The following is a 23,282-nucleotide window of genomic DNA, read 5'->3' on the forward strand; positions in this document are numbered from 1 at the left end:
CGGCCGCGCATGTCATGCTCGCGGCGAGCTAATGGAGTATCAGCCCATGCCCCGGATCACCGCCAACGGCCTTTCCCTCGAATATGACGAACGGGGCAGGAAGGACGATCCCGCCATCCTGCTGATCATGGGCCTGGGCGCCCAGATGGTGCTGTGGCCCGACATGTTCTGCGACATGCTGGCGGACCAGGGCTTTCGCGTCATCCGGTTCGATAACCGCGATATCGGCCTGTCGCAGAAGTTCGACGGCGCGGCGGTTCCCGGCGTGCAGGAGATCATCGCCGGCCTGATGGCGGGCAAGCCGTTGCCGGTGCCGTACCTACTTGGCGACATGGCGGCCGATGCCGTCGGCATGCTCGATGCGCTGGGCATCGGCAGGGCGCATGTGGTAGGCGCCAGCATGGGCGGCATGATCGCCCAACTCGTCGCTATCCATCATGCCTCAAGGGTGGCGTCTCTCACCTCGATCATGTCGACCAGTGGCCGCTACGGCCTGCCGCCGGGCAAGCCCGAGGCCATGGAAAAGCTGCTGACGCGCCCGGCTGGGACGGACAGGAAGTCGGTCGTCGATCATTCGGTCATGCTTGCGGGCGTCATCGGCAGCCCGGCCTATCCGGTTCCCGAAGAACATCTGCGCGCCTTCTCCGAGAGAACCTACGATCGGTCATTCTATCCAGAAGGCATGCCCCGGCATTACGCGGCCATCCTGTCCTCGGGTGGCCGCGAGGCCCTGTTGCCGGGGGTCACGGCACCGACCCTGGTGTTGCACGGCAGCGAGGATCCGCTGCTTCCGGTCGAGCATGGCCACGACACGGCCCGGCTCATTCCCGGCGCCGCTCTCGAGGTGATCGAAGGCATGGGGCACAACCTGCCGCCGCAACTCAACATGCGCTTGGCGACCCTGATCGGGCGGCATGCAAAGGCGGCTGAGGCCTGAACCAGGCGGCCGCTGCTTACTGCCCCGGTGCGGGCAACGCCTGGCCCTGACCCTGCGCCAGGGCGCGCAGTGTCTCCATCACCCATTGCTCGCGCGCAGGGTCCTCGGGCGAGGCGAAGGAGACAGCCAGAGAATCGCTGGCGATCGGCCCCTGCACCACTGGCGAGGCCAGGATGTTTCGCTCCAGCAGGGTGGCGATCTGGCGGCCCGAATTGTCGGCGGTCAGCGCCGTTACCATGGCGCGGCCTTCGGGTGTCAGCTTCAGCATGATCGCGCCGGCCCCCCGCATGTTCTCGCCTTCTGCAACGGCCTCGATCCTGTCCGTGAGGTCGATGGAGGTGCCGACCGCCCATATATCGATGCGGTCCGGCGCCTGCAGCGCGTCGATCTCGTCCATGGGCACGCCGCTCTCGACCAGCCGGATGACGCCGTTGGCGTCATAGAGGTCCTCGTCCTGCGATACTTCGCGCAGCACACGGTTGCCGCGCACGATCAGCAGGGTTGTGACGTCGTTGGCATCGAGAAAGGTCTCCAGCCGGCCCGCGTCCGCCGGCCCTGCGCGCAGCACCGGCCCCACATCCGATGGTCCGGCCAGATCAAGCTGTCCGGGCGTGAACGAAAAAATACCCTCGACGGGCGCCATGTAGAGGCGCGGTGCCTCGGCATGGGCCGCTGGCGCGGCGACGAAACCCAGTACGATCAGGGCAGCGAGCTTGCGCAACATCAATGTCTCCCGGGATCAGCGCCGGCAATCCGCCGGCTGTCGCTGCGCTAACGCCGCCTGCAGCAGGGTGTTCCGCGCGGCGTCGGCGCCTATTCGGCGGCCTTCTTCTCGGCCTCGCCCTTGTCCAGTTCGGCGGCGTCCTGGGTGAACAGGCGTTCCAGTTCCACGGCGGCCAGACGGGCGCGCTGGCGCAGGCGCTCCTCGTCGCCGGCCAGGGCGAAATCGTTGGCCAGGCGCTCCTCGTCGTGGCGGCGGAAGGTGTCGATCGTCCGCTCCGCGCGGTCGCGGGACAGGCCGAGGCCAAGCAGGATGTCTTCGGTCAGCTTGAGCGCCGAGTGGAAGGTCTCGCGGCGCAGGCTGGTTACGCCCAGTTCCATCAGCGCATGGGCATGGTTGCGATCGCGGGCGCGGGCGAATACCGGCACATGCGGAAAGCTGCTGCGGACGATCTGGGCGGTTCGGAGCGCGGCCTCGGTGTCGTCGATGGCCAGCACGAAGGCCTTCGCATCGCCGACGCGCGCGGCATGCAGGATGTCGGGACGCGAGGCATCGCCATAATAGATCTCGTTGCCGAACCGTCGCACGAAATCGACCTGCTCCGAACTGACATCGAGCGCCGTGAACGGAATGCCGCGCGCCCGCAACACACGGGCAACGATCTGGCCGAACCGGCCCAGGCCCGCGATCACCACGAAGCCGGGCTCGCGCTCGGGCATGTCGTCGAAATCCGTCCTTGCCGCCTCCTGCGCCGACGAAAGCAGCGAGTCGAGCTTGAGAAGCAGCGGCGTCGCCATCATCGACAGGGTGACAACCACGCTCAGCAGGCTCGCGGTTTCAGCGGGCATGATCTGCCCGGCGGTCGCTGCCGTCAGGATGACGAAAGCAAATTCGCCGCCCTGCGAGATGGCCAGCGCGAGCCGCCGCGAGGGCCGGTCACCCAGGCCGCTGAAGCGTCCAAGACCATAAAGGACCAGCGCCTTGACGGCGAGCAGCAGCAGCACGAGGCCGAGGATCAGCAGCGGCTTCTGCAGGAAAAGCGCCAGGTTCAGCGACATGCCGATGGCGGTGAAGAACAGGCCCAGCAGCAGGCCCTCGAACGGCGCGATGTCGGCTTGCAATTCATGGCGGTAATCGGATTCGGCCAGCAGCGCGCCGGCGATGAACGCGCCCAGGCCCGCGGTCAGGCCGCCCAACTCCATCAGCAGGGCCGCTGTCACCACGGTTAGCAGCGCTGCCGCGGTCATGGCCTCGCGCACGCCGGATCGCGCGATCAGGGGAAATACCCGGTTCAGCAGCAGCCTGCCGCCGACCACCACCACGGCGATGAAACCGATGGCCTTGAGCGCATCCAGCGTCGACATGCCGACCGTGTCTGCGCCGCCGAGCGCAAACAGCGGCAGCAACGCGATCAACGGGATCGCGGCCAGGTCCTGGAACAGCAGGATCGAGAAGGCGGTGCGGCCGTGGCGGGCGCTCAGTTCCTTCTGCTCCTCCAGCACCTGCAGGGCGAAGGCCGTCGAGGACAGCGCCAGGGTCAGGCCGATCAGCAATGCCGTCAGAAACGGCAGGCCGGCAAGGACGCCAAGCCCCGCCAGCGCGGCGCCGGTCAGCGCCACCTGCGCCGATCCCAGGCCGAAGACCGGGATCCGCATGGTCCACAGCCTCTTGGGCCGCAACTCCAGGCCGATGATGAACAGCAGCAGCACCACACCGAACTCGGCGAAATGCAGGATGGTCTCGACCTGATAGACCGAATAGATCAGGCCCAGCCCGAATGGACCGATGACGATGCCGGCAAACAGGTAACCGAGCACCGATCCAATGCCCAGTTTGCGCGCGATAGGTGCGGCGAACACCGAGGCGGCCAGGAACAGGGCGATTTCAACAAGCACGCTGTCAGTCATCAGATTCTCATCGCCTCGGAAATTTCAGGCGGCGACATGGTGACACGAACCGAATGGATTTGCCGCGCAAGGTTTTGCGAGGCGGCCCGTCTTCTGGTGCATCGGCCGGCGCATGTCAGGCCCGCAGCGCATGATGGTTGATGCATGGCGAAGGGGGATATAAATTCCATATGTCACATCCAGAGTATGCTTAATGATGTATAGAACATGATAACTGCCCCGCAATTGCGGGCGGCCCGCGCCCTGCTCGGGTTGAGCCAGCAGCAACTCGCCGATCTGGCGAGTCTGTCGGTGCCGACCATCCAGCGTATGGAATCGAGCGACGGCGTCATCCGCGGCAATGTCGATTCCCTGATGAAACTGGTCGGCGCGCTGGGCGTCGCCGGTCTCGAACTCATCGACGAGGGCGCGGTCAGCGCCGGCGGCGGGCGGGGTATCCGCTTCAAGAGTGGGGGATAGCCATGTTTGGCGGCCTTCGTCCATCTGGCGCCGCGGATCGGGCTTGTTGCCGGTCCGGTATGGCCGCGGGGTAGACGAGTGTCCGGCAACATCATTCTCTGGTGTGTCGCGGGGTTGCTGTCGCTGGCTCCCGCCGCAGTGGCGCTGGTGCACTGGAAATCTGCTGGAGTCACCATTTACGGCGCGTGCCTGGTTCTGACCCTCGGGCTGCTTGCCTTGGCCATCATGCAACTTTTGGGCGCGGGACCAGCGCTCGACGTGACGCTGCAGATCGGACTGCCATGGATCGGGGCGCATTTCCGCAGCGATGGCCTGTCGGCGCTGTTCATGGGCCTGATCAATCTCGGCGGCGCCGCGGCCAGCCTCTATGGTCTTGGCTATGGCCGCCACGATCACGCGCCGCACCGGACGTTGCCGTTCTATCCCGCCTTCCTTGGCGCCATGAACCTCGTCGTCATCGCCGACGACGCCTTCACGTTTCTGGTCTCCTGGGAATTCATGTCGCTGACGTCCTGGGCGTTGGTGATGGCGCAGCACCGGGTCGCCGGCAATGCGCGCGCCGGCTACGTCTACATCCTGATGGCCAGCTTCGGGACCATGGCCCTGCTGCTCGCCTTCGGCCTGCTGGCGGGTCCCGCCGGCGGCTATGCGTTCGACGTCATGCGCGCCGGCCATGCCCAGTTCCTGTCCGCCTCGCTGGTGCTGGTGCTCGCCCTGGTCGGCGCGGGCTCGAAGGCCGGCCTGGTGCCGCTGCATGTGTGGCTGCCGCTCGCCCATCCCGCCGCGCCCAGCCACGTTTCGGCCCTGATGAGTGGCGTGATGACCAAGGTGGCCGTCTATGCCTTTGTGCGGATCACCTTCGATCTGCTTGGGCAGCCGGTCTGGTGGTGGGGCATGCTGGTCCTTGCGGCAGGCGGCATCACCACGGCGCTCGGCCTGCTTTATGCCCTGATGGAACGCGACCTGAAGCGCGTGCTGGCCTACAGCACCATCGAGAATATCGGCTTCATCTTCGTCGGATTGGGTCTCGCGCTTGCGTTCCAGTCGAACGGCCTGCACGCCGCAGCGGCGCTGGCATTCACAGCCGCGCTGTTCCACGCGCTCAATCATACCCTGTTCAAAAGCCTGCTGTTCATGGGCGCCGGCTCGGTGCTGGCGGCGACCGGCGAGCGCGACCTTGATCGTCTCGGCGGGTTGATACACCGCATGCCGGTAACCGCCGGATTGTTCCTGGTGGGATGCGCGGCGATATCGGCGCTGCCGCCACTGAACGGCTTCGTGTCCGAGTGGCTCACCTTGCAGGCGGTCCTTGAAAGCCCGCAATTGCCGCAATGGGGATTGAAGATCATGGTGCCCGCCATTGCGGCCTTGCTGGCGCTCGCGGCGGCGCTCGCCGCCGCCTGCTTCGTGCGCGCCTTCGGGATCGGGTTTCTCGGCCGGCCGCGCAGCGAGGCGGCCGCGCAGGCGCATGAAGTGGACCGCTGGTCGCTGGCGGCGATGGCGGTGCTGGCGCTGCTGTGCCTGCTGGTCGGGATCCTGCCCGGATTCGTCATCGATGGCCTGGCGCCGGTTGTCAGCGGGTTGGTCGGCGCCCGCATGCCGAGCCAGTCGCAGGAGCCCTGGCTATCCCTTGTTCCGGTAGCGGCCGGCAAGGGATCCTACAATGGCCTGCTGGTCTTCTGTTTCGTCTTGGTGTCAGGCTGGCTGGCGGCGTTCGCCATTCATCGGCTTGCCTCGCGCGCCACGCGGCGCGCACCGGCCTGGGATTGCGGCAGGCCCGATCCCAGTCCCGCCGCCCAGTACACCGCCGGCAGCTTCGCCCAGCCGATCAGGCGGGTCATGGGGACGCTGGTGTTCGATGCGCGTGAAATCGTCGTCATGCCGCAGCCCGGCGACATGACGCCGGCGCGCTTCACCCTGGAGTCCCGCGACCTGATCTGGGAGTGGCTTTTCCTGCCCATCGCCGCGATCGTGGGCGCGGTCGCAGGCCGTCTCAATCAACTGCAATTCCTGACCATCCGGCGATACCTCACCCTGGTGTTCCTGTCCCTTGTCATCCTTTTGCTGGTTCTGGCCATATGGTGATCGCCGATTTCATCGTGCAGGGCGCCCAGATGCTGCTGGTGCTGGTGCTGGCTCCCCTGTTGACTGGTTTCATCCGCAAGGTGAAGGCCCGGCTCCAGCTTCGGCGCGGGCCCTCGATTTTCCAGCCTTACCGCGACCTGCTCCGGCTGTGCCGCAAGGAGGTGGTGATGGCCGAGAACGCCTCGTGGCTGTTCCGGGTCATCCCCTATATCGTCCTGTCCGCGACCTGGGTGGCCGCATCGCTCGTGCCCACCTTCGCCACGGGGCTGATGTTCTCCTGGACCGCGGACCTGATCGCCATCGTGGCGCTGCTGGGCAGTGCCCGCTTCTTCCTGGCGCTCGCGGGCATGGACGTGGGCACCGCGTTCGGCGGCATCGGCGCCAGCCGCGAGAGCATGATCGCCATGCTCGCCGAACCGGCCATGATCATGATCGTGTTCGTTCTGGCACTGGTGGCGGGATCGACCCAATTGTCGAGCGTCGCCGATTTCGTCCTCAATACCCATGTGGGCCTGCGCGTCTCGCTCGGCCTGGCGATGATCGCCCTGATGATGGTGACGATCGCGGAAAACGCCCGCATTCCGATCGACAATCCTGCCACCCACCTGGAACTCACCATGGTTCACGAGGCCATGGTGCTGGAATATTCGGGCCGGCATCTGGCGGTGATCGAACTGGCGTCGTCGCTGAAGCTGCTGCTCTACATTTCGCTGATTGCCTGCGTGTTCGTGCCGTGGGGGCTTGCATCGTCAGGCGAGGGGGCTGCGGCCTACCTTCTCGGCGGCGCAACCTATGCGGCCAAGCTGGTTGTCGCCGGCTTCGTCCTCGCAGTCTTCGAGACATCCTTCGCCAAGATGCGCGTATTCCGGGTCTCCGGCTTCCTCGGCGCCGCGCTGATGCTCGGGCTGCTCGGCACCCTGCTGCTGTTCGTGTCGCGGAGCATCTGAATGCACGGGATAACGTTCGATATCGCTCATCTGCTGGCTGGCGGCCTGGTGCTGGTCAGCTTCATGCTGCTGTATCAGGACCGGCTGCTGGCACTGGTCAATACCTATGCCCTGCATGCCATCCTGCTGTCGCTGTCGGTAAGCTGGCAGGCCCATGCGCAGGACGCGCCGCACCTTTATGTCACCGCCGCGATCGCGCTGGCCTTCAAGGCCATTGCCATACCCGTAGCCCTGCGACGGATCATCTATCGACTCGGCCTGAACCGCGAGATCGAAAACGTGGTCGGGGTCGGCCTGACCATGCTGGTCGGCATGGCTCTGGTGGCGTTGTCGCTGGTGGTCATGTTGCGGGTCACGTCGATGGTGGACCCGCTGGCCCGCGAGGATCTTGCCTTTGCCCTGTCCGTGCTGCTGCTCGGGCTGCTCATCATGGTGACGCGGCGCAATGCCATCGGCCAGGTGATCGGCTTCATGTCGTTGGAGAACGGACTGATCCTGGCCGCAACGGGCGCCCGGGGCATGCCGCTTGTGGTCGAGATCAGCGTGGCGTTTTCGGTACTGATCGCGTTCATCGTGATCGGCATCTTCCTGTTTCGCATCCGCGAGCGTTTCGACACGGTGGACCTGGAGGCCCTGGACAATGTCCGGGGCGAGCAGCGATGACCGGACTCCACATCGACGCCGTCGCCCTGGTGTTGCTGGTGCCGGCAGTGTCTGCCGGGGTGCTGGCATTGCTGCCGAATTACAGGATTTCGGCCCGGCTCAACGTGCTGGCCTCGTTCGTGACCCTGCTGGCCGCGTTGTCCATGCTGATCCATAAGCCGGAGACGGGCAGCTATTTCCTGGTCGACGATCTGAATATCGTCTTCATCCTGCTCAACTGCTTTGTCGCCTTCACCACCAGTGTGTTCAGCGCCAGCTACATCGCCCATGAACTGGAGATTGGCCGGCTGACGCCAGCCTATCTGCGATTCTACCACGCCATGTATCAGGCGATGATGTTCGGCATGAACATGGCGCTGGTCGCCAACAATCTCGGCCTGATGTGGGTGGCGATCGAACTGGCGACCCTGACAACCGTGCTGATGGTCGGCATCTACCGCACCCATGAGGCGCTTGAGGCTGCCTGGAAGTATTTCATCCTCGGCAGCGTCGGCATCGCCTTCGCCCTGTTCGGCACCATCCTGGTTTACGTCGCGGCCCAGCCGGTGGTGGGCGAGGGGCTGCAGGGCATGGTGTGGACAGTGCTGATCCAGCGGGTCGCCGACTTCGATCCGGCGCTGCTGAACGTGGCGTTCGTGTTCCTGTTGCTGGGCTACGGCACGAAGGTTGGGCTTGCGCCGCTGCACGCCTGGCTGCCCGATGCGCATTCCGAAGGCCCCACGCCGATTTCGGCCGTGCTTTCGGGCCTGCTGCTGAACGTGGCGCTCTATGCGGTGCTGCGGTTCAAGATGCTGCTTGCCGCCAATGATTCAGCGATCGCACCGGGACCGCTGATGGCGATCATGGGCCTGACGTCGCTGCTGTTCGCGGGCTTCATGCTGTACCGGCGACGCGACATCAAGCGGCTGTTCGCCTATTCGTCCATCGAGCATATGGGCATCATCGTGTTTGCGTTCGGCATGGGCGGCCCGCTCGCCAATTTCGCCGGGCTGCTCCACATGACCATGCACAGCCTGACCAAGTCGGCGATCTTTTTCGCGGTCGGACACATTTCCCAGGTGAAGGGGACACAGCGGATCGCGGAAATCCGCGGGCTGACGGAAACCCATCCGCTGCTCGGATGGGGCCTGGTGCTGGGCGTCGTCGCCATCGCGGGGATGCCGCCGCTGGGCATCTTTCTCAGCGAGTTCCTGCTGGTGACGTCGACCTTCGCGCGCGAGCCGATGCTTGCCCTGTTGCTGGTTTTAGGGCTGCTGGTTGCGTTCGGGGCTCTGCTGCTGCGGGTGCAGGGCTTTGCGTTCGGCGAGCCGACAGGCAGCAGGGCGCCGGTGGAAGCCTCCTATGTGCCCATGTTCGGTCACCTCGCATTGGTTTGCGTTGCCGGCATCTATCTGCCGCCGCCGCTGGTTGCGTGGTTCCAGCATGTCGCGCTTCAGCTGGGTTAGGGGGGAGTCGGGCCGTGGCGGTGTTGAGCGATATTCTTTCCCAGGGCGTGCCGGTCCCGGCCCACCGACCCTGGCCCCGCGTCATGGTCTCGGCCCGTCTCTGGAAGCTGGCGGCGCAGGGCCTGGCCGACGGGCATTGGAGCCTGCTCGATCTTTCCGCCGAGGCCGCCGCGGTTCACATGACCCTGTTCGAGGAACGGACAACCAGTGTCGCCGTGATCAGCCTGGATTGTCCCAAGGGGCGCTTTCCCTCGGTAGGCAGCGTCCACGCGCCCGCGATCCGGCTGGAGCGGACCATCCAGGATCTGTTCGGGTTGATCGCCGACGGTGCGGTGGATACCCGGCCATGGATGGATCACGGCGTCTGGGGAGTGCGCCATCCGCTTGGCGAGGTGACCGAGCCTGCCGGAGAAAGCGCCGGTTACGCGTTCCTGGCCGCGGAAGGCGAAAGCCTGCACCGGATTCCCGTGGGACCGGTCCATGCGGGCATCATCGAGCCGGGTCATTTCCGGTTTACCGCCAATGGCGAGACGGTGGTGCGACTGGAAGAACGGCTTGGCTATGTGCATCGGGGCATCGAAGGGTTGATGCGCGGCGCGGATATCGGCCGGGCGGCCAGATTGGCCGGCCGGGTTTCCGGCGACAGCACGGTTTGCTATGCCCTGGCCTTCGCGCGCGCCGCCGAGGTGGCGGTGGACGTCGACGTTCCTGCCCGTGCCCACTGGCTGCGGGCGCTGATGGCCGAGATGGAGCGGCTGGCCAACCATCTGGGCGACATCGGCGCCATCTGCAACGACGCTGCATTCGCCTTCATGCACGCCCATTGCGGGGTGTTGCGCGAGCGCGTCCTGCGCGCCGCCGATACCTGTTTCGGCCACCGGCTCATGCGGGATTGCATCGTGCCGGGCGGCATGGCGGTCGATCTGGACGATCCGGGCGTGGCCGTGATTGACGCATTGATGGCCGAGATCCGGCGGCGTTTTCCGGCGCTGGTGAAAATCTACGACAATACGGCCTCGCTGCAGGATCGCACCGTGGGCGCCGGCACGCTGGATCCCGCGCTGGCGCAACGCTTCGCGGCGGGGGGCTTCGTGGGCCGGGCGTCCGGCCGGCTGTTCGACGCCAGGCGCATGATCCCATACGCGCCGTACGGCCAGCTGCGGTTCGAGGTGCCGCTGCTGGTTGAAGGCGACGTCAATGCCCGCGTCTGGATCCGCATCCGGGAAGTGGAGCAGAGCCTCGCGCTGATCGACCAGATACTGGCGGCGATGCCGGCGGGCGACATCTGCACCGGCCTGCCGGCCGGTGGCGGCGAGGGCATGGCGCTGGTCGAGGGATTTCGCGGCGACGTCCTGGTATCGCTGCGCCTCGGTGAATCGGGGAAGATCGAGCGATGCCGCATGCGCGATCCATCGTGGTTCCAGTGGCCGCTGCTGGAGGCGGTCATCGAAGGCAACATCGTCGCCGACTTTCCCCTCTGCAACAAATCGTTCAACTGCTCCTATGCGGGGCACGACCTCTAGGAACCGATGATGCGCAGCCTGCTGCTCCAAGGATTATTCCGCCGCCCGCTGACCGAGGCGCCGCCGGTTCCCGACGCGGCGGATCTCGCGGCGCTGGCCGACCATCTCGATATCGCGGCCCGGCGCCGGCTCGGACGAAGCCTGTCCATCCGGCATGTGGACGCCGGCTCGTGCAATGGCTGCGAACTGGAAGTTCATGCCCTGAACAATGCATTCTACGACCTGGAACGCTATGGCCTCCGGTTCGTCGCGTCGCCGCGGCACGCCGACGTCCTGTTTGTCACGGGTCCGGTGACCAGGAACATGCGCGAGGCGCTGGAGCGAACCTACAATGCAACCCCGTCGCCGAAATGGGTGGTCGCGGTCGGCGACTGCGCGGCCGATGGCGGCCTGTTTGGTGGCAGCTACGCGGTGGAAGGCGGCGTATCCCGGGTGATCCCGGTCGACCTGCACATAACGGGCTGCCCGCCCAATCCGACGGCGCTGCTCAAGGGTCTGCTGTCGCTGATGGAGCGATAAGCGGTTTCAGCCGTTCGGTCGCTGGATGCGGCGTGCGCCCGGCGGCGGCGGGTCCTCGGGCGGGCCGGCGAAGCACTGGGCCATGGCCATCCAGCGCGTCGCCGTGTCGCCGGTCGCGCGCAGGCCGGTATCGGCCACGTTGCGGACCTGGGTCACCACCTGGCAGAAATCCATCGCCGTGCCCTCGATGCGGTTGGTGTCGCTGGGATCATGCCACTCCCAGACTGCGCCGGACGGCGCGGTCAGGCGGACATAGGGCGGCTCGGCGGGCACCTCGAGCTTGCGGTTCACGAAGGTCCAGCCATAGGTGTTGATGCCGATCACCGCCACGTTGCGGATGCGGTCGTGGTCAATGCGCTCCACGCCGAGCACGTCGTAGACCGCCTGCGCGTGCGACCAGGTTTCCATCAGCCGCGCGGTGATGCACGAGCGGACGGACATGTCCGGCCCGCCCCATTTCACCCTGGCTTTCGGGTCGCCGACGGCGAACTGGTCGGCGGTGTCGCGGTAGAGGTCTCGCCAGCGCGCCAGCAGGGCGCGCCCTTTGATGCCGCCGAGCCAGGCATGGTTGAACTGCAAATGGGTGCCGCCGGCCTTGACGTAGTCGGCCAGCTCGCGGCGGAACTTCAGGAACGCGTCGGCGTCCACCAGGGTCAGGCAGGCGGCGTAGTTCCACATGTGCAGGTGGGCGATGACGTCGTTGATGGTCCAGCCCTTGAACTGGGTGGCGCGGTCCCAGTCGGCGTCGGCCAGCGGCTCCAGCAGGCGGTGGATCGCGTCGCTCTCGTCGCGGAAATCGGCGGCCTGTTCCATGCGGTTTTCCCCGTTTGCTCTCGGCCCGGTCTATAGCCGGGCGGCGCGCGTCTTGCCACCGTCGTTATATTGTGGCGCCCCCGCATGTGACGGATCAGATCTGCCCGATTTGGAACGTACGCTACCTGTAGCGGACATCCAGAGTCCGTCGGCTAGGCCGCAAGTAACCGCAGGTCGTAATCATTGAAAACCGTAGATCACGGCATCATCGGCTAGTGGGCGCCCATTTAAATCAAAGAACGCCTTTACCCTTTCGAACTCAGACAGAAGCCAGTGATCGAAGGTGTCCCAGCAGCCAAGAGAAGTGTCCCCCAACCCTCTCGTTGCTCGATAGACAGAGCCATCAGGTCTCATCACGCCTCGCGATCCGTCCCACGCATAGAAGGCAAAGATATAGTGATTTTCCGGCAGAGCGGCCGGCCTCTCCAATCGATTTGGATCGGCAAGATCATAGGGCATGCGCAACATAACATTGTCCGACCGATCGTAGCTCTGGCGGACGCCACTAACGCTGATGTCGTTCGAAAACATGCGTAGACCGTTCGAAATTTCCAGAAACTCCATTATTGGGCGTGGGATCGATATGTCGTAGTTACGACCATATTCGACACATTGCTTTGACGAAACTGGTCGGAAAGTCGTGTGCATATAAGCTAGCGGCCCCAGATGCTTTATTTGGCCAATCAGCCGCATGCCGTCACCATCATCTACCATGCCCAAGTGCGCCCAAGCCATCATCGGTCGCAGAATACGCTCTTCAAACATGTCTCTTTGCATGACGACCTACGTAATCTCACTCAGGCTACAGAATTTCGAAGGCACGCCTTCAAGCTGGCGAACTTAAAGCCCTCGGTGTCCGCGTCCACCCATAGCGGACATCAGGCTCACTTACCTTGGATGATGCCCGACGCCCGCCAGCCCAGCGCCATGGCCGGGCCGTTGGTGTTGCCGGAGACGAGGCCGGGCATGACCGAGCAGTCGGCGACCCTCAGGCCCTCGACGCCCTTCACCCTGAGCTCATTATCGACGACGGCGGAATTGTCGCGGCCCATGCGGCAGGTGCCGGTGGCGTGCAGGCCGCTGGTCGACATGCGGCGGGCCGACATCAGGATGTCCTCGTCGGACTGGGCCTTTTCGCCGGGGATCACTTCCTCGCCCACATAGGGCAGGAGCGCGGGCCGGCGAACGTAGTCGCGCATGTAGCGGACCATGCGCACGACGGTTTCCTGGTCGTAGGCTGTGCTCAGCCAGTTGGGCTCGATGCTGGGCGGCGCGTCCGGATCGGCGGACGTCACCGAGATGCTGCCCTCGCTGGTCGCCTGCACCAGCTGGCCGTAGATGTTGAAGCCCGGCACCTTGTCGGGATGGGCGAGCGGAACCGGGAAATTGTCGGCGGTGCGGGCGAAGGTGAACGCGCCCATGAACAGCTGCATGTCGGGCCGGTCCCGCTCCGGCGTGCTGCGGGCGAAAGCACCGATCTCATAGGGGCCGGTCGCCATCGGCCCGTTGTGGAAGGCGTAGTACTGCAGCAGGCTGAGGGCGAGGCCGATGCCCTGGTAGCGGTGGTTGAGGCCTTTGATGCCCTTGAGCCGGTGCGGCATGCCGTAGCCCACATGCTCGCGCATGCGCCGGCCGCAGTCCGGGCTGTCGGCGACCACGTCGATGCCCACGGCCTTGAGGTCGGCGGCGGGACCGATGCCAGAGCGCTGCAGGATCACCGGCGACATGATGGTGCCGGCCGAGACGATGATCTCGCCCGCCGCGCGGAACTCCACCGGCCGGCCGTCCTGGCGCGCGGCGACGCCGATGGCGCGCTTGTCCTCGAACAGGATGCGGTCGACCATCACGCCGGTCTCGATCCGCAGGTTCGGCCGTTTGCGGGCCGGGTCGAGGAACGCCCGCGCCGAACTGACGCGCCGCCCGTTGCGGATGGTGTGGGCATAATAGCCGACGCCTTCCAGGTCCGGATGGTTGAGCTCGTCGCGCTCCGGCAGGCCCATCTCCTTGCCGGCCTCGAGCATGGCCGTGGTCGCGGCATAGCGGAACTTGCCGGCGCTCACATGCAGCGGGCCGCCCGCGCCGCGATAGTCGGTGGCGCCCAGATCGTGGTCCTCGATCGCCTTGAACGCCGACTTCATGTCCGACCAGCCCCAGCCAGATCCGCCCAGCGCCTCCCAGTCCTCGTAGTCGTTGGGATGGCCGCGCGAATAGATCATGCCGTTGATCGAGCTCGATCCGCCCAGCACCTTGCCGCGCACCCAGATTTCGCGTGACGGCACGCCGGGAACGCGCTCCTGGTCGACCTTGAAATGCCAGGCGTGAGCCGGGTCCTTCACCAGCTTGCCGATGCCCTTGGGCATGCCGATCAGCGGGCTGGTGTCCTCGCCGCCCGCCTCCAGCAGCAGCACCTTGTGCGCCGGGTTCTGCGACAGCCGGTTGGCGAGGACGCAGCCGGCTGAGCCGGCGCCGACGATGATGTAGTCGAACGCGTCCATGCGATGTTTCCCGTTGACGCCTAGCGGTTGGTGAGACGCTCCGCCGCGTGCTTGCCGGAAAGATAGCCGAACACCATGCCGGGCCCAAGCGTTCCGCCGGGGCCGCCATAGGTCATGCCGAACGGCGAGGCCATGACGTTGCCGGCGGCGTACAGGCCCGGGATGGCGTTGCCGTCGATATCGACCACGTTGCCGTGGACGTCGGTCTTCGGACCGCCCTTGGTGCCGAGCGCGCCAGAGCGCACCTCGACGGCGTAATAGGGGCCCTTGACCAGCGGGCCCAGGGTCGCCTCCTTGGTGCCCTTCTTGTAGGGGTCGCCCCACCAGCAGTCGAAGGCACTCTCGCCACGCCCGTAATCCGGGTCGGAGCCGGCGGCGCAGTTGGCGTTCCAGCGTTCGACGGTCTTTTCCAGTGCGTCGCCGGATATGCCCAGCTTGTCCGCAAGCGCCTGCAGGGTCGGCGCGCGCATCACCCAGTCGGGCGCTTCGCCGGGTCCGGCGGACAGCATGCCGAAGCCGTAGTTTTCCAGGTAATGCTGGTCGAAGATCAGCCAGCTCGGGATGTTCTCGTATTCGAACCTGGCCACGTCCTCGACATGGAAGGCATTGCCGAAGGCGTTGTAGTTGGCGGCCTCGTTGGTGAAGCGGCGGGCCTTGCGGTTGACCATGATCGCGCCCGGCATGGTGCGCTGGCCCATGATCATCATCCGCTCCATGGAGTTCTCCTCCACCGGGACGGACGCGACCGGCGTCCACCACGCCTCGCGCATGTTGCCCAGCATGGCGCCGGCCTTCATCGCCATCTTCAGGCCGTCACCGGTGTTGGTCCTGATCGAGACCTGGTGGGTGAGCGGGCCGCGCAGGAAGGCGCGCTTCAGGTCGTCGTTCCACTCGAAGCCGCCGGTCGCCAGGATCACGCCCTTGCGCGCCCGGACGCGGACTTCGCCACCCGGCGTGTCGAACACCACGCCGGTGATGGCGCCATGCTCCAGGATCAGTTCCTTGGCCGCATGATCGGTCCTGGGCTCGATCCCGCGATCCAGGCATCCGCGCAGCAAGCGGCCGATCAGCGCCTGGCCGCAGCCGCGCTCGTTGCGGATCTTGCGGCGGGCGATTTCCTCGGCGGAGGCCGGCTGCGGCACCGACTTGCCCAGCGGCGTCTCGCTCATGGTGATGTGGGGGTTGGGATAATAGGGCGAGGGCGTCACCCGGGATGCCCACTCGCCCAGCTCGTCATAGGCATAGATCGGGCACTCGATCGTGCGCCCGCCCTTGGGGCTGCCGCCGGGGAATTCCGGATGATAATCGGGCATGTCCTTGACCGAATAGAACTGCACCGGCGTGCGGGATTCGAGGAAGTTCACCATCTCCGGCCCTGCATCCACATAGGCGGCGGCCAGCTTCTCGTCGATCAGGTCTCGCGACAGCGACATGATGTAGGTGTAGGCCTTGTCGCGGCTGTCATCGATGCCGTGATCCTTCATGTGCGGATTGTTCGGAATCCACACCTGACCGCCCGACCATGCCGACGTGCCGCCGACCTTGTCGGCCTTCTCGAACACGCCGACCGTCGCGCCGCCCTCGGCCGCGGTGATCGCCGCCGTCAGGCCAGCCGCGCCGGTGCCCAGCACCACCACATCATATTCCTGCATTCCCCGTCTCCGTGCCATCATTTATGACGCACGTTATATGACGGTTGCCGGCTGGTCTATCGGGAAATTCGGCCTGCCGGAACACCGACTGGTCTCGTTCAGAGGCGTTTACATGAGGCCGCCGGAGACCGTCCACACTTCGCCGGTGATCCAGCTTGCCGCCGGCGAGGACAGGAACACCGCCACGCCGGCCACGTCCGTGGGACGGCCCAGCCTGCCCAGCGGCACCTGCTTGCGCTCGAGCAATGCGGGCAGGTCCGCGTCCGACAGGCCCAGCGCGTCCTTGTAGACTTCGGTCGGGATGGTCGACGGCTGGATGGCGTTCACCCGGATGTGGGGCGCCAGTTCGCGCGAATAGGTTTTGGTCAGGCTGTTCACCGCGGCCTTGGCGGCGCCGTAATGGCCGCTGCCCGGCGAGGCGCCCTGCGCCGACAGCGAGGAGATGTTGATGATCGATCCGCCGCCGGTCATCCGCCGCGCCGCCGCGTTGGTGCCGGTGACAACGGCGGTCAGGTTGAGCGCCACGCAGTCGCTCCAGTCCTTCGCCGAGATGCCGCCCAGCGGCCCGAAGTAACGCGAGCCGCCGGCATTGTTGATCCAGATCGACAGGCTGCCGAAATGGTCGGCGGCCGCCTGGGTGAGCGCGTCAACGGCGTCGGGGTCGGTCACGTCGGTGGCCACGCCGAGCGCCCGTCCGCCGCCTGCATTGATCGAGGCGGCGACGGCCTCGACCTCGGCCGCCCGGCGCGCCGCGACGACCACGGCCGCGCCCGCCTCGGCCAGGGCCCGCGCCATGGCTTCGCCGATGCCGCGCCCGCCGCCGGTGACGACGGCGACCTGTCCGTCGAGGCGGAAGCTCTCCAGCGCTGCCATCTCAGCGGCCATGGAACACCGGCTTTCGCTTTTCCATGAAGGCGCGCCGCGCATCCCGGAAATCCTCGCTGTTGGCGCAGTCGGCCACCGCCTTGCGGCCGCGCGCGCCCTCCCGGTCCGGATCGGCCAGCAATTCGGAGACGACGATCTTGGTGGCCCGCTGGGTCAAGGGCGCGTTGGCCGCCATGGTGGCCGCATATTCGGCGACATAGTCTTCCAGTCCCGCTGTCGGCACCACCCGGTTCAGCAGCCCCATATGGTACGCCTCGGCCGGAGAATAGCGGCGGGCGGTGTAGAGAAATTCCTTGGCACAGGACGGGCCCACCAGATCGGCCAGCAGCTTGATGAAATCGGCGCTGTAGCCGATGCCCAGCCGCGCCGCCGGAATGCCGTAGACCGAGGCCTCGGCGCCGATGCGGATGTCGCAGCAGGTGGCGAGCGCCACGCCGCCGCCCAGGCAATAACCCTGGATCATGGCGATGGTCGGCTTTTCCACATCGCGCAGGGCGAAGAACATGCGCTGGGTCAGCCGGCCATATTCGTCGGCCTTTTCGGCATTGGAGCGCCGGTCCTCGAACTCCGAGATGTCGGCGCCCGAGACGAACGCCTTGCCGCCGGCGCCGGCCACCACCAGCACCCGCTCGTCGGGCGCGGCGGCGAACGCCTCGATGATCTTCAGGGCCGCCTCGTTCATCTCCAGCGACAGGGCGTTGTGCTTCTCCGGCTTGTTGAAGATCAGCCAGCGCACGGCGCCGTCGCGGCGGGTCAGGACATGCTCGGTCATTGGAACCTCATGATGGGGTGCCTCATATGATGTTGCGCTCGTGCAGGCCGGCGATCTCGGCGGCCGAGTAGCCGATACCGGCCAGGATGTCGTCGGTGTGCTCGCCCAGCTCCGGCGTGGCGCTGGCGAGGCTGCTGTCGGTGCGGCTCAGATGGAACGCCTGGCCGACCAGCGTCTGCGCGCCCAGCGTGGGCGACTCCACCGTTTGGGCGATGCCCAGGTGGCGCACCTGCGGATCGTCGAAGGTCTCGTCGATGGCATAGATCGGGCCGCACGGAATCCCCGCCCTGTTCAGCAGGTCGATCCACTCGGCGCTGGATTTCGTGGCGGTGACCGCCCCGACCAGCTGGTTGACCGTGTCGCGATTGCGCACCCGGCGGCCGGGCGAACTGAAGTTTTCATCCTCAGCCAGGTGGTCGAGGCCCAGCACCTTGCAGAATTTTCCCCAGGCGCCGGGCATGGGCGCGATGTTGACGTGGCCGTCCGCGGTGCGGAAGCAGCCCATGGGCACGGCGGTCGGATGGTCGTTGCCGACCTGGCCGGGCACGTCCTGCTTCATCAGCCAGCGCACCGCCTGGAAATCCAGCATGAAGATCTGCGATTCCAGCAGCGACGTGGCGACCCACTGGCCTTCGCCCGACACTTCGCGCTCCAGCAACGCGGTCAGCACGCCCGAGGCGGCCAGGATGCCCGAGGCCACGTCGGCGATGGCGATGCCGACGCGCATCGGACCGCGGCCCGGCTCGCCGGTGATCGACATGAGCCCGCCCATGCCCTGGGCGATCTGGTCGAGGCCGGGCCGGTCGGCGTAGGGGCCGTCCTGTCCGAAGCCGGAGATGCTGGCATAGACCAGGCGCGGGTTCACCTGTCGCATGGCTTCATAGTCGATGCCGAGCCGTGTCTTGACGTCGGGCCGGTAGTTCTCGACCAGGATGTCGGCGGTCTCCACCAGCCGCTTCAGCACGGCGACGCCCTCGGCGGTCTTCAGGTTCAGCGTCAGGCTGCGCTTGTTGCGGTGCAGGTTCTGGAAGTCCGAGTCCGCCCGGTTGGCGAAATCCTGCGGCTCGCCGGCCGAAGGCGGCATCTCGACCTTGATCACGTCGGCGCCCCAGTCGGCCAGCTGGCGCACGCAGGTCGGCCCGGCACGCGCCCGCGTCAGGTCGATCACCGTGAACCGCGACAGGGCGGCCGAAGCGCGGATTTTATTCATGCGTAACTTTCTCCACGCGGCGGAGTTTGGTGGACCGGCCGTGGTTGGTCAAGCGCCCAAACCTGCGCGACTTCAGCGACCGGTTAACGGCGCGAACGATGTCGTGATCGGACGATGATCGGAGCCGATATCCATCAGAACTCGAAAGTCGCTCACCGCCGCGTCGCGCACGAGGACATGATCGATCTGCATGGCGAACGGCACGAAGCCTCTTGGCCAGGTAAAGGCCAGACCCGACGGATGGCTCGAGCGCAGACCAGCCTTGGGCAGCGGGCGCATACTGTTGTTCCACAGGGTGCCGTTGAAGTCGCCGGCCACGATCACCGGCTTGGCCACTTGCCTGGCCCGATCGGCGATCTCCTCGATGTACAGGCGGTGCTCGGTGGCGAGTTCGGTGGTCACGGGCGGGGGTGGATGCGCCGCCATCACCACGAATGAGCCGAAATCCATATAGAACAGCGGCAGCTTCCGCGCGCCCACACGGAGGACGTGACCGGTAAAGGGCAGGCGGGAATAGGCCGCCATACCGAATACGCCGAAACGGGCCTCGACCAGACTGTGCGAGTACTCTTTGGGTAGTAGCTTCAACGCGTCTGCCCACTCGTGGGTCACTTCCACGACAACAATGATATCCGGCCGTTCGCGCGCGACGAGATTCATCACGCTCGACCACTGACTGTTGCTTGCGAGCACATTGGCGGAGATCAGCTTTACCGGCTTTGCCGCTTGATCCGCTTCCTCGGCGCCACCAAACGCGATCATGCGCGCGGCCATCAGGCTGCCGTTCAGAACGATGACGACCAGGCCAACGGCTATGCAGGAGCGCCAGCGGAAGTACACGGCATAGATCATCAGCAGAGCGGCCACACATACCGCTTGCGGGCGGAAACTGTTGAAAAGGTCGAGGAACCAGTTCAACCCGCCCAGCAGGCCGATCCCGCTGCACGCCAACAGCACGAGCAGGATGGTGAACGTTACGCGGCGGAGCACCCTCATATCAGTCCCGGCAGCAAATCCTGTCCCATGGGCTCGGTCAGATCGGGGCCGTCATTCCTGACGTTGTTCACCGCTTTCGACACCGGGTGGATGTGCAGCTCGGCCTTCGACGGTTTCAGCAGGCTCGCATCGGGCTCGGCGAGCCATCGGCCGATGTCGCCTTCTTCGAGCACCACCGGCATGCGGTCGTGAAAGGCGCGCATCTGCTTGTTGGCCTCGGTGATGACGATGGTGCACGACACGGTGTCCAACACCGTGTTCCGGTCCCACAGGCCGGCGAAGCTGAGGGGCTGGCCGTCGGCGCGGGTGAAGTAGTTGGGCTGGCGATCGGTGACCTTGCCGGTCCATTCATAGAAGCCGTCGGCGACCACGATGCAGCGCCGCTTCCTGAACGGATCGCGCCACATGGGCTTGTCGGCGATACCCTCGGCGCGGGCATTGAAAGTCGAGGCTTTCGGAATTTCCTTGGCCCAGAAGGGAACCAGGCCCCATCGCATGGTGGCCGTACGGCGCCCGTCGTCGCCCGCGTAGATGGTCAGCACGTCCTGTGTCGGCGCGATATTGTAGCGCGGCCGCAGGTTCATCGGCGTATCCAGCGTCAACTGGTACAGCTGATAAATCTGCTCCCATGTGAGCGCGTTGGTGAACCGTCCGCACATGCTGGTGTTCCGATCATGATCGCCACCAGCGTTTCCCGTTTCCCCGTGGCCACGTCAAGAGATTCGGTGCGCCAGGGAACGGTTTCGTACCGACGGGTTTCCGACCTATGTCATCTGTGAGACACTGCCGCTGCGGGGCACCGGGTCAGCGCAGCGGGCAGACTATCCGACGGAGAGCCACGATGCACGACGCAGGAACATTTCCTGTCATCCTCATCAAGCCGTCGCATTATGACGACGACGGCTACGTCATCCGCTGGCGGCGCTCGGTCATTCCGTCCAACAGCCTGGCCGCCGTCTATGGTCTGGTCATGGATTGCGCCGACCGGAATGTCCTCGACCTTCCCATTACCTGCGACGCCATCGACGAGACCAATACCAAGGTCGATGTGAAGGGCATCATTGCCCGGATTCATTCGGCGGGCTGCGGCCTGGTCGGCCTGATCGGCGTGCAGTCGAACCAGTTTCCACGGGCGATGGACCTTGCGCGCCGGTTCCGCGCGGCCAACGTGCCGGTTGTGATCGGCGGTTTCCACGTCAGCGGCAGCCTGTCCATGCTGCCCGGCATGCAGCCCGAATTGCAGCAGGCGATCGATCTCGGCGTCACGCTGTTCGCCGGCGAGGCGGAAGGCCGCATGGAAGGGCTGCTGCGCGATGCGCGCAACGGCACCCTGCAGCCGGTTTACAACTACCTCAACGACCTGCCCAATCTTGGCGACGAACCGGTGCCGTTCCTGCCGCGCGAGCGCATTGTGCGCAGCATGGGCATGCAGACCAGCTTCGACGCCGGACGCGGCTGCCCGTTCCAGTGCAGCTTCTGCACCATCATCAACGTCCAGGGCCGCAAGTCGCGCCGTCGCGGCGCCGACGACGTCGAGCGCATCATCCGTGCCAATGTGGATCAGGGCATCACCGATTTCTTCATCACCGACGACAATCTGGCCCGCAACAAGGACTGGGAGGAGATCTTCGACCGGCTGATCCTGTTGCGCGAGCGCGACGGCATCGAAATCAAGTTCACCATGCAGGTGGACACGCTCTGCCACCGGATCGAGAACTTCATCGACAAGGCGGCGCGGGCCGGCTGCAACAAGGTGTTCATCGGGCTGGAGAGCATCAATCCGGATTCCCTGGTGGCCGCGGGCAAGCGCCAGAACCACATCGACGAATATCGCCAGATGATGCAGGCCTGGCACGACCACCAGATCATCGTCTTCGCCGGATACATCATCGGCTTTCCCACCGATACGCCGGAATCCGTGCGGCGCGACGTGGAGATCATCAAGCGCGAGCTGCCGCTCGACATCCTGGAGTTCTTCATCCTGACCCCGCTGCCCGGCTCGGAAGATCACCAGAAGCTGTTCGGCAAGGGTGTCTGGATGGACCCGGACCTGAACAAATACGACCTGAACCACGTCACCACCGGCCATTCCGGCGGCATGACGCAGGATCAGTGGTGGGAGGCGTACCAGACTGCCTGGAGCACCTATTACACGCACGAGCATGTCCGCACCCTGCTGAAACGGGCCCGGGCCAGCGGCATCGGCTGGGAGCAGCTCGTCGGCATGGCGCTGTGGTTCCATGGCTGCAAGACCATCGAGAATCTCCATCCGCTGGATGCCGGCTGGCTGCGGCTGCGCAGCCGCGACGAGCGGCGGCCCGAACTGCCGCGCGAGAACGTCATCGCGTTCCATACCCGCTACGCCTGGGAAACGGTGGCAAAGCACGCCCGCTATGTCGGCCTGATCGTGCGCTACTGGTGGATGGCGCGGCGCATCTGGAACGACCCCGCGTCGGTCGATTACCGCGACGAGGCGACGACGCCGGGCATGACCGAGCATTTCGCCGAACGTCAACTGCCCAAGGTCAAGCGTCATCCAAAGGTGCAGGCCGCCCAGGCGGCGATGGCGGCGGAAACCCGCTAGCTCAGCGCCACTCGCCGAGCACGGCCTCGAACGGCACGCTTCCGGGATTGGTGAAGCGCTGGGTCAGCGGGCCGTCGTGCCAGATGGCGTCGCCGGGCGCGAGCGACATCCGCCGCGTCCTGCCATCGGCGATCTCGATGCAGCCGCCCGCCATGACGATCAGGATGCCGGAGAAGTCGCACGCCATGTCGCCGGTGGTCTCGCCGGGCGCCAGTTCGATCTTGTAGGTTCGGATGCGCGGCTTCTCGGCCAGCAAGGTCACGCCCGGCGCCGTCAGCGGCGCAGCGGCGGTCACCGGCGGCGAGGCGAGAATTTCGGCGCCGATCATGCGCATTTCGTCGTCGCCGATATTGGTGACCTGATGGATCAGCGGCGTGCTGCGGAACGGCGCGACCATGATCGTGCCCTTGTCGATCTGGCTGGTCACCGGATCGCATCCCAGATCCTGGGTGCAGCAATGGACGCCGTTGATCGCCACGTAGAGCGAGTCTTCGTCATGGCTGTGATAGAGCGTGACCGCCGACGCCGGAATGCGGACGTCATAGACGAAGGCGTACTCGTTCCTGAACCGGAAGCGGTGCATGGGCTCGTCGTGTACGGAAACATAGTCGGTCACATCATTCTCCCCGGGCTGCCGGACCCCGTTTAACAGCGGGCAGGGTCTGTGCC

21 protein-coding genes are annotated in these 23,282 nt (G+C 65.6%); 9 read left to right on the forward strand and 12 right to left on the reverse strand.

Annotated features, from left to right (window positions below; all coding sequences use genetic code 11):
* Positions 1 to 46 precede the first annotated feature (46 nt).
* Entirely contained in the window at positions 47 to 937 is an 891-nt protein-coding gene (locus WJU21_RS14720; RefSeq protein ID WP_346324208.1) for an alpha/beta fold hydrolase, read from the forward strand.
* Positions 938 to 953: 16 nt separating this feature from the next.
* On the opposite strand, the gene WJU21_RS14725 is transcribed toward WJU21_RS14720, so the two are convergent.
* Both WJU21_RS14725 and WJU21_RS14730 read right to left on the reverse strand, forming a co-directional pair.
* Entirely contained in the window at positions 954 to 1,661 is a 708-nt protein-coding gene (locus WJU21_RS14725; RefSeq protein WP_346324209.1) for a hypothetical protein, read from the reverse strand.
* A gap of 89 nt (positions 1,662 to 1,750) precedes the next feature.
* Complete coding sequence (locus WJU21_RS14730; protein WP_346324210.1) at positions 1,751 to 3,565, reverse strand: monovalent cation:proton antiporter-2 (CPA2) family protein; 1,815 nt, start codon at positions 3,563 to 3,565, stop codon at positions 1,751 to 1,753.
* A 207-nt stretch (positions 3,566 to 3,772) separates the two neighbouring features.
* Between WJU21_RS14730 and WJU21_RS14735 the strand changes: the two genes are divergently transcribed.
* The 7 genes from WJU21_RS14735 (at position 3,773) to WJU21_RS14765 (ending at position 11,206) form a co-directional block, all read left to right on the forward strand.
* Positions 3,773 to 4,024, forward strand: a complete 252-nt coding sequence (locus WJU21_RS14735) for a helix-turn-helix transcriptional regulator (protein ID WP_346324211.1) — start codon at positions 3,773 to 3,775, stop codon at positions 4,022 to 4,024.
* 78 nt (positions 4,025 to 4,102) lie between these two features.
* Positions 4,103 to 6,109 carry a hydrogenase 4 subunit B gene (gene hyfB, locus WJU21_RS14740; RefSeq protein WP_346324212.1) on the forward strand — a complete coding sequence of 669 codons (2,007 nt, stop codon included), beginning with the start codon at positions 4,103 to 4,105 and terminating at the stop codon, positions 6,107 to 6,109.
* Positions 6,103 to 7,056, forward strand: coding sequence for an NADH-quinone oxidoreductase subunit H (locus WJU21_RS14745; RefSeq protein ID WP_346324213.1), 954 nt, complete (start codon positions 6,103 to 6,105; stop codon positions 7,054 to 7,056). Before hyfB ends, WJU21_RS14745 begins: the two co-directional genes overlap by 7 nt.
* Positions 7,057 to 7,719 (forward strand): hydrogenase-4 component E, encoded by a 663-nt coding sequence (locus WJU21_RS14750; protein WP_346324214.1) that lies wholly within the window; start codon positions 7,057 to 7,059, stop codon positions 7,717 to 7,719.
* A complete protein-coding gene (locus WJU21_RS14755) occupies positions 7,716 to 9,164 on the forward strand; it encodes a hydrogenase 4 subunit F (RefSeq protein WP_346324215.1) in 1,449 nt (482 codons plus the stop codon). The genes WJU21_RS14750 and WJU21_RS14755 overlap by 4 nt, the downstream gene beginning before the upstream one ends.
* Before the next feature lie 14 nt (positions 9,165 to 9,178).
* Positions 9,179 to 10,687 carry a nickel-dependent hydrogenase large subunit gene (locus WJU21_RS14760; RefSeq protein WP_346324216.1) on the forward strand — a complete coding sequence of 503 codons (1,509 nt, stop codon included), beginning with the start codon at positions 9,179 to 9,181 and terminating at the stop codon, positions 10,685 to 10,687.
* A 9-nt stretch (positions 10,688 to 10,696) separates the two neighbouring features.
* On the forward strand, positions 10,697 to 11,206 hold the full coding sequence (locus tag WJU21_RS14765; protein WP_346324217.1) for an NADH-quinone oxidoreductase subunit B family protein: 510 nt from the start codon (positions 10,697 to 10,699) through the stop codon (positions 11,204 to 11,206).
* 6 nt (positions 11,207 to 11,212) lie between these two features.
* Here the strand turns inward: WJU21_RS14765 and WJU21_RS14770 are convergent, their stop codons facing one another.
* The 9 genes from WJU21_RS14770 to WJU21_RS14810 form a co-directional block, all read right to left on the reverse strand.
* Positions 11,213 to 12,019, reverse strand: a complete 807-nt coding sequence (locus WJU21_RS14770) for a TIGR03084 family metal-binding protein (protein WP_346324218.1) — start codon at positions 12,017 to 12,019, stop codon at positions 11,213 to 11,215.
* Between the two features lie 180 nt (positions 12,020 to 12,199).
* Positions 12,200 to 12,784: a hypothetical protein gene (locus WJU21_RS14775; protein WP_346324219.1), complete on the reverse strand. Its 585-nt coding sequence runs from the start codon at positions 12,782 to 12,784 to the stop codon at positions 12,200 to 12,202.
* A 119-nt stretch (positions 12,785 to 12,903) separates the two neighbouring features.
* On the reverse strand, positions 12,904 to 14,514 hold the full coding sequence (locus WJU21_RS14780) for a GMC family oxidoreductase N-terminal domain-containing protein (RefSeq protein WP_346324220.1): 1,611 nt from the start codon (positions 14,512 to 14,514) through the stop codon (positions 12,904 to 12,906).
* A 20-nt stretch (positions 14,515 to 14,534) separates the two neighbouring features.
* A complete protein-coding gene (locus tag WJU21_RS14785; RefSeq protein ID WP_346324221.1) occupies positions 14,535 to 16,166 on the reverse strand; it encodes an FAD-dependent oxidoreductase in 1,632 nt (543 codons plus the stop codon).
* A gap of 108 nt (positions 16,167 to 16,274) precedes the next feature.
* The gene (locus WJU21_RS14790; RefSeq protein WP_346324222.1) at positions 16,275 to 17,051 is read right to left on the reverse strand and encodes an SDR family NAD(P)-dependent oxidoreductase; all 777 of its coding nucleotides are present in this window, start codon (positions 17,049 to 17,051) and stop codon (positions 16,275 to 16,277) included.
* Entirely contained in the window at positions 17,041 to 17,823 is a 783-nt protein-coding gene (locus tag WJU21_RS14795) for an enoyl-CoA hydratase (RefSeq protein ID WP_346324223.1), read from the reverse strand. The genes WJU21_RS14790 and WJU21_RS14795 overlap by 11 nt, the downstream gene beginning before the upstream one ends.
* A 22-nt stretch (positions 17,824 to 17,845) precedes the next feature.
* On the reverse strand, positions 17,846 to 19,033 hold the full coding sequence (locus WJU21_RS14800) for a CoA transferase (protein WP_346324224.1): 1,188 nt from the start codon (positions 19,031 to 19,033) through the stop codon (positions 17,846 to 17,848).
* Positions 19,034 to 19,105: 72 nt separating this feature from the next.
* Entirely contained in the window at positions 19,106 to 20,029 is a 924-nt protein-coding gene (locus tag WJU21_RS14805; protein ID WP_346324225.1) for an endonuclease/exonuclease/phosphatase family protein, read from the reverse strand.
* Positions 20,026 to 20,688, reverse strand: a complete 663-nt coding sequence (locus WJU21_RS14810) for an SOS response-associated peptidase (RefSeq protein WP_346324226.1) — start codon at positions 20,686 to 20,688, stop codon at positions 20,026 to 20,028. The genes WJU21_RS14805 and WJU21_RS14810 overlap by 4 nt, the downstream gene beginning before the upstream one ends.
* A 182-nt stretch (positions 20,689 to 20,870) precedes the next feature.
* On the opposite strand from WJU21_RS14810, the gene WJU21_RS14815 reads away from it, so the two are divergent.
* Positions 20,871 to 22,613 (forward strand): radical SAM protein, encoded by a 1,743-nt coding sequence (locus WJU21_RS14815; RefSeq protein WP_346324227.1) that lies wholly within the window; start codon positions 20,871 to 20,873, stop codon positions 22,611 to 22,613.
* Between the two features lies 1 nt (position 22,614).
* On the opposite strand, the gene WJU21_RS14820 is transcribed toward WJU21_RS14815, so the two are convergent.
* A complete protein-coding gene (locus WJU21_RS14820) occupies positions 22,615 to 23,229 on the reverse strand; it encodes a hypothetical protein (protein WP_346324228.1) in 615 nt (204 codons plus the stop codon).
* Between the last annotated feature and the right edge of the window lie 53 nt (positions 23,230 to 23,282).

The organism is Emcibacter sp. SYSU 3D8 (assembly GCF_039655875.1).
Lineage (GTDB): Bacteria > Pseudomonadota > Alphaproteobacteria > SMXS01 > SMXS01 > RI-34.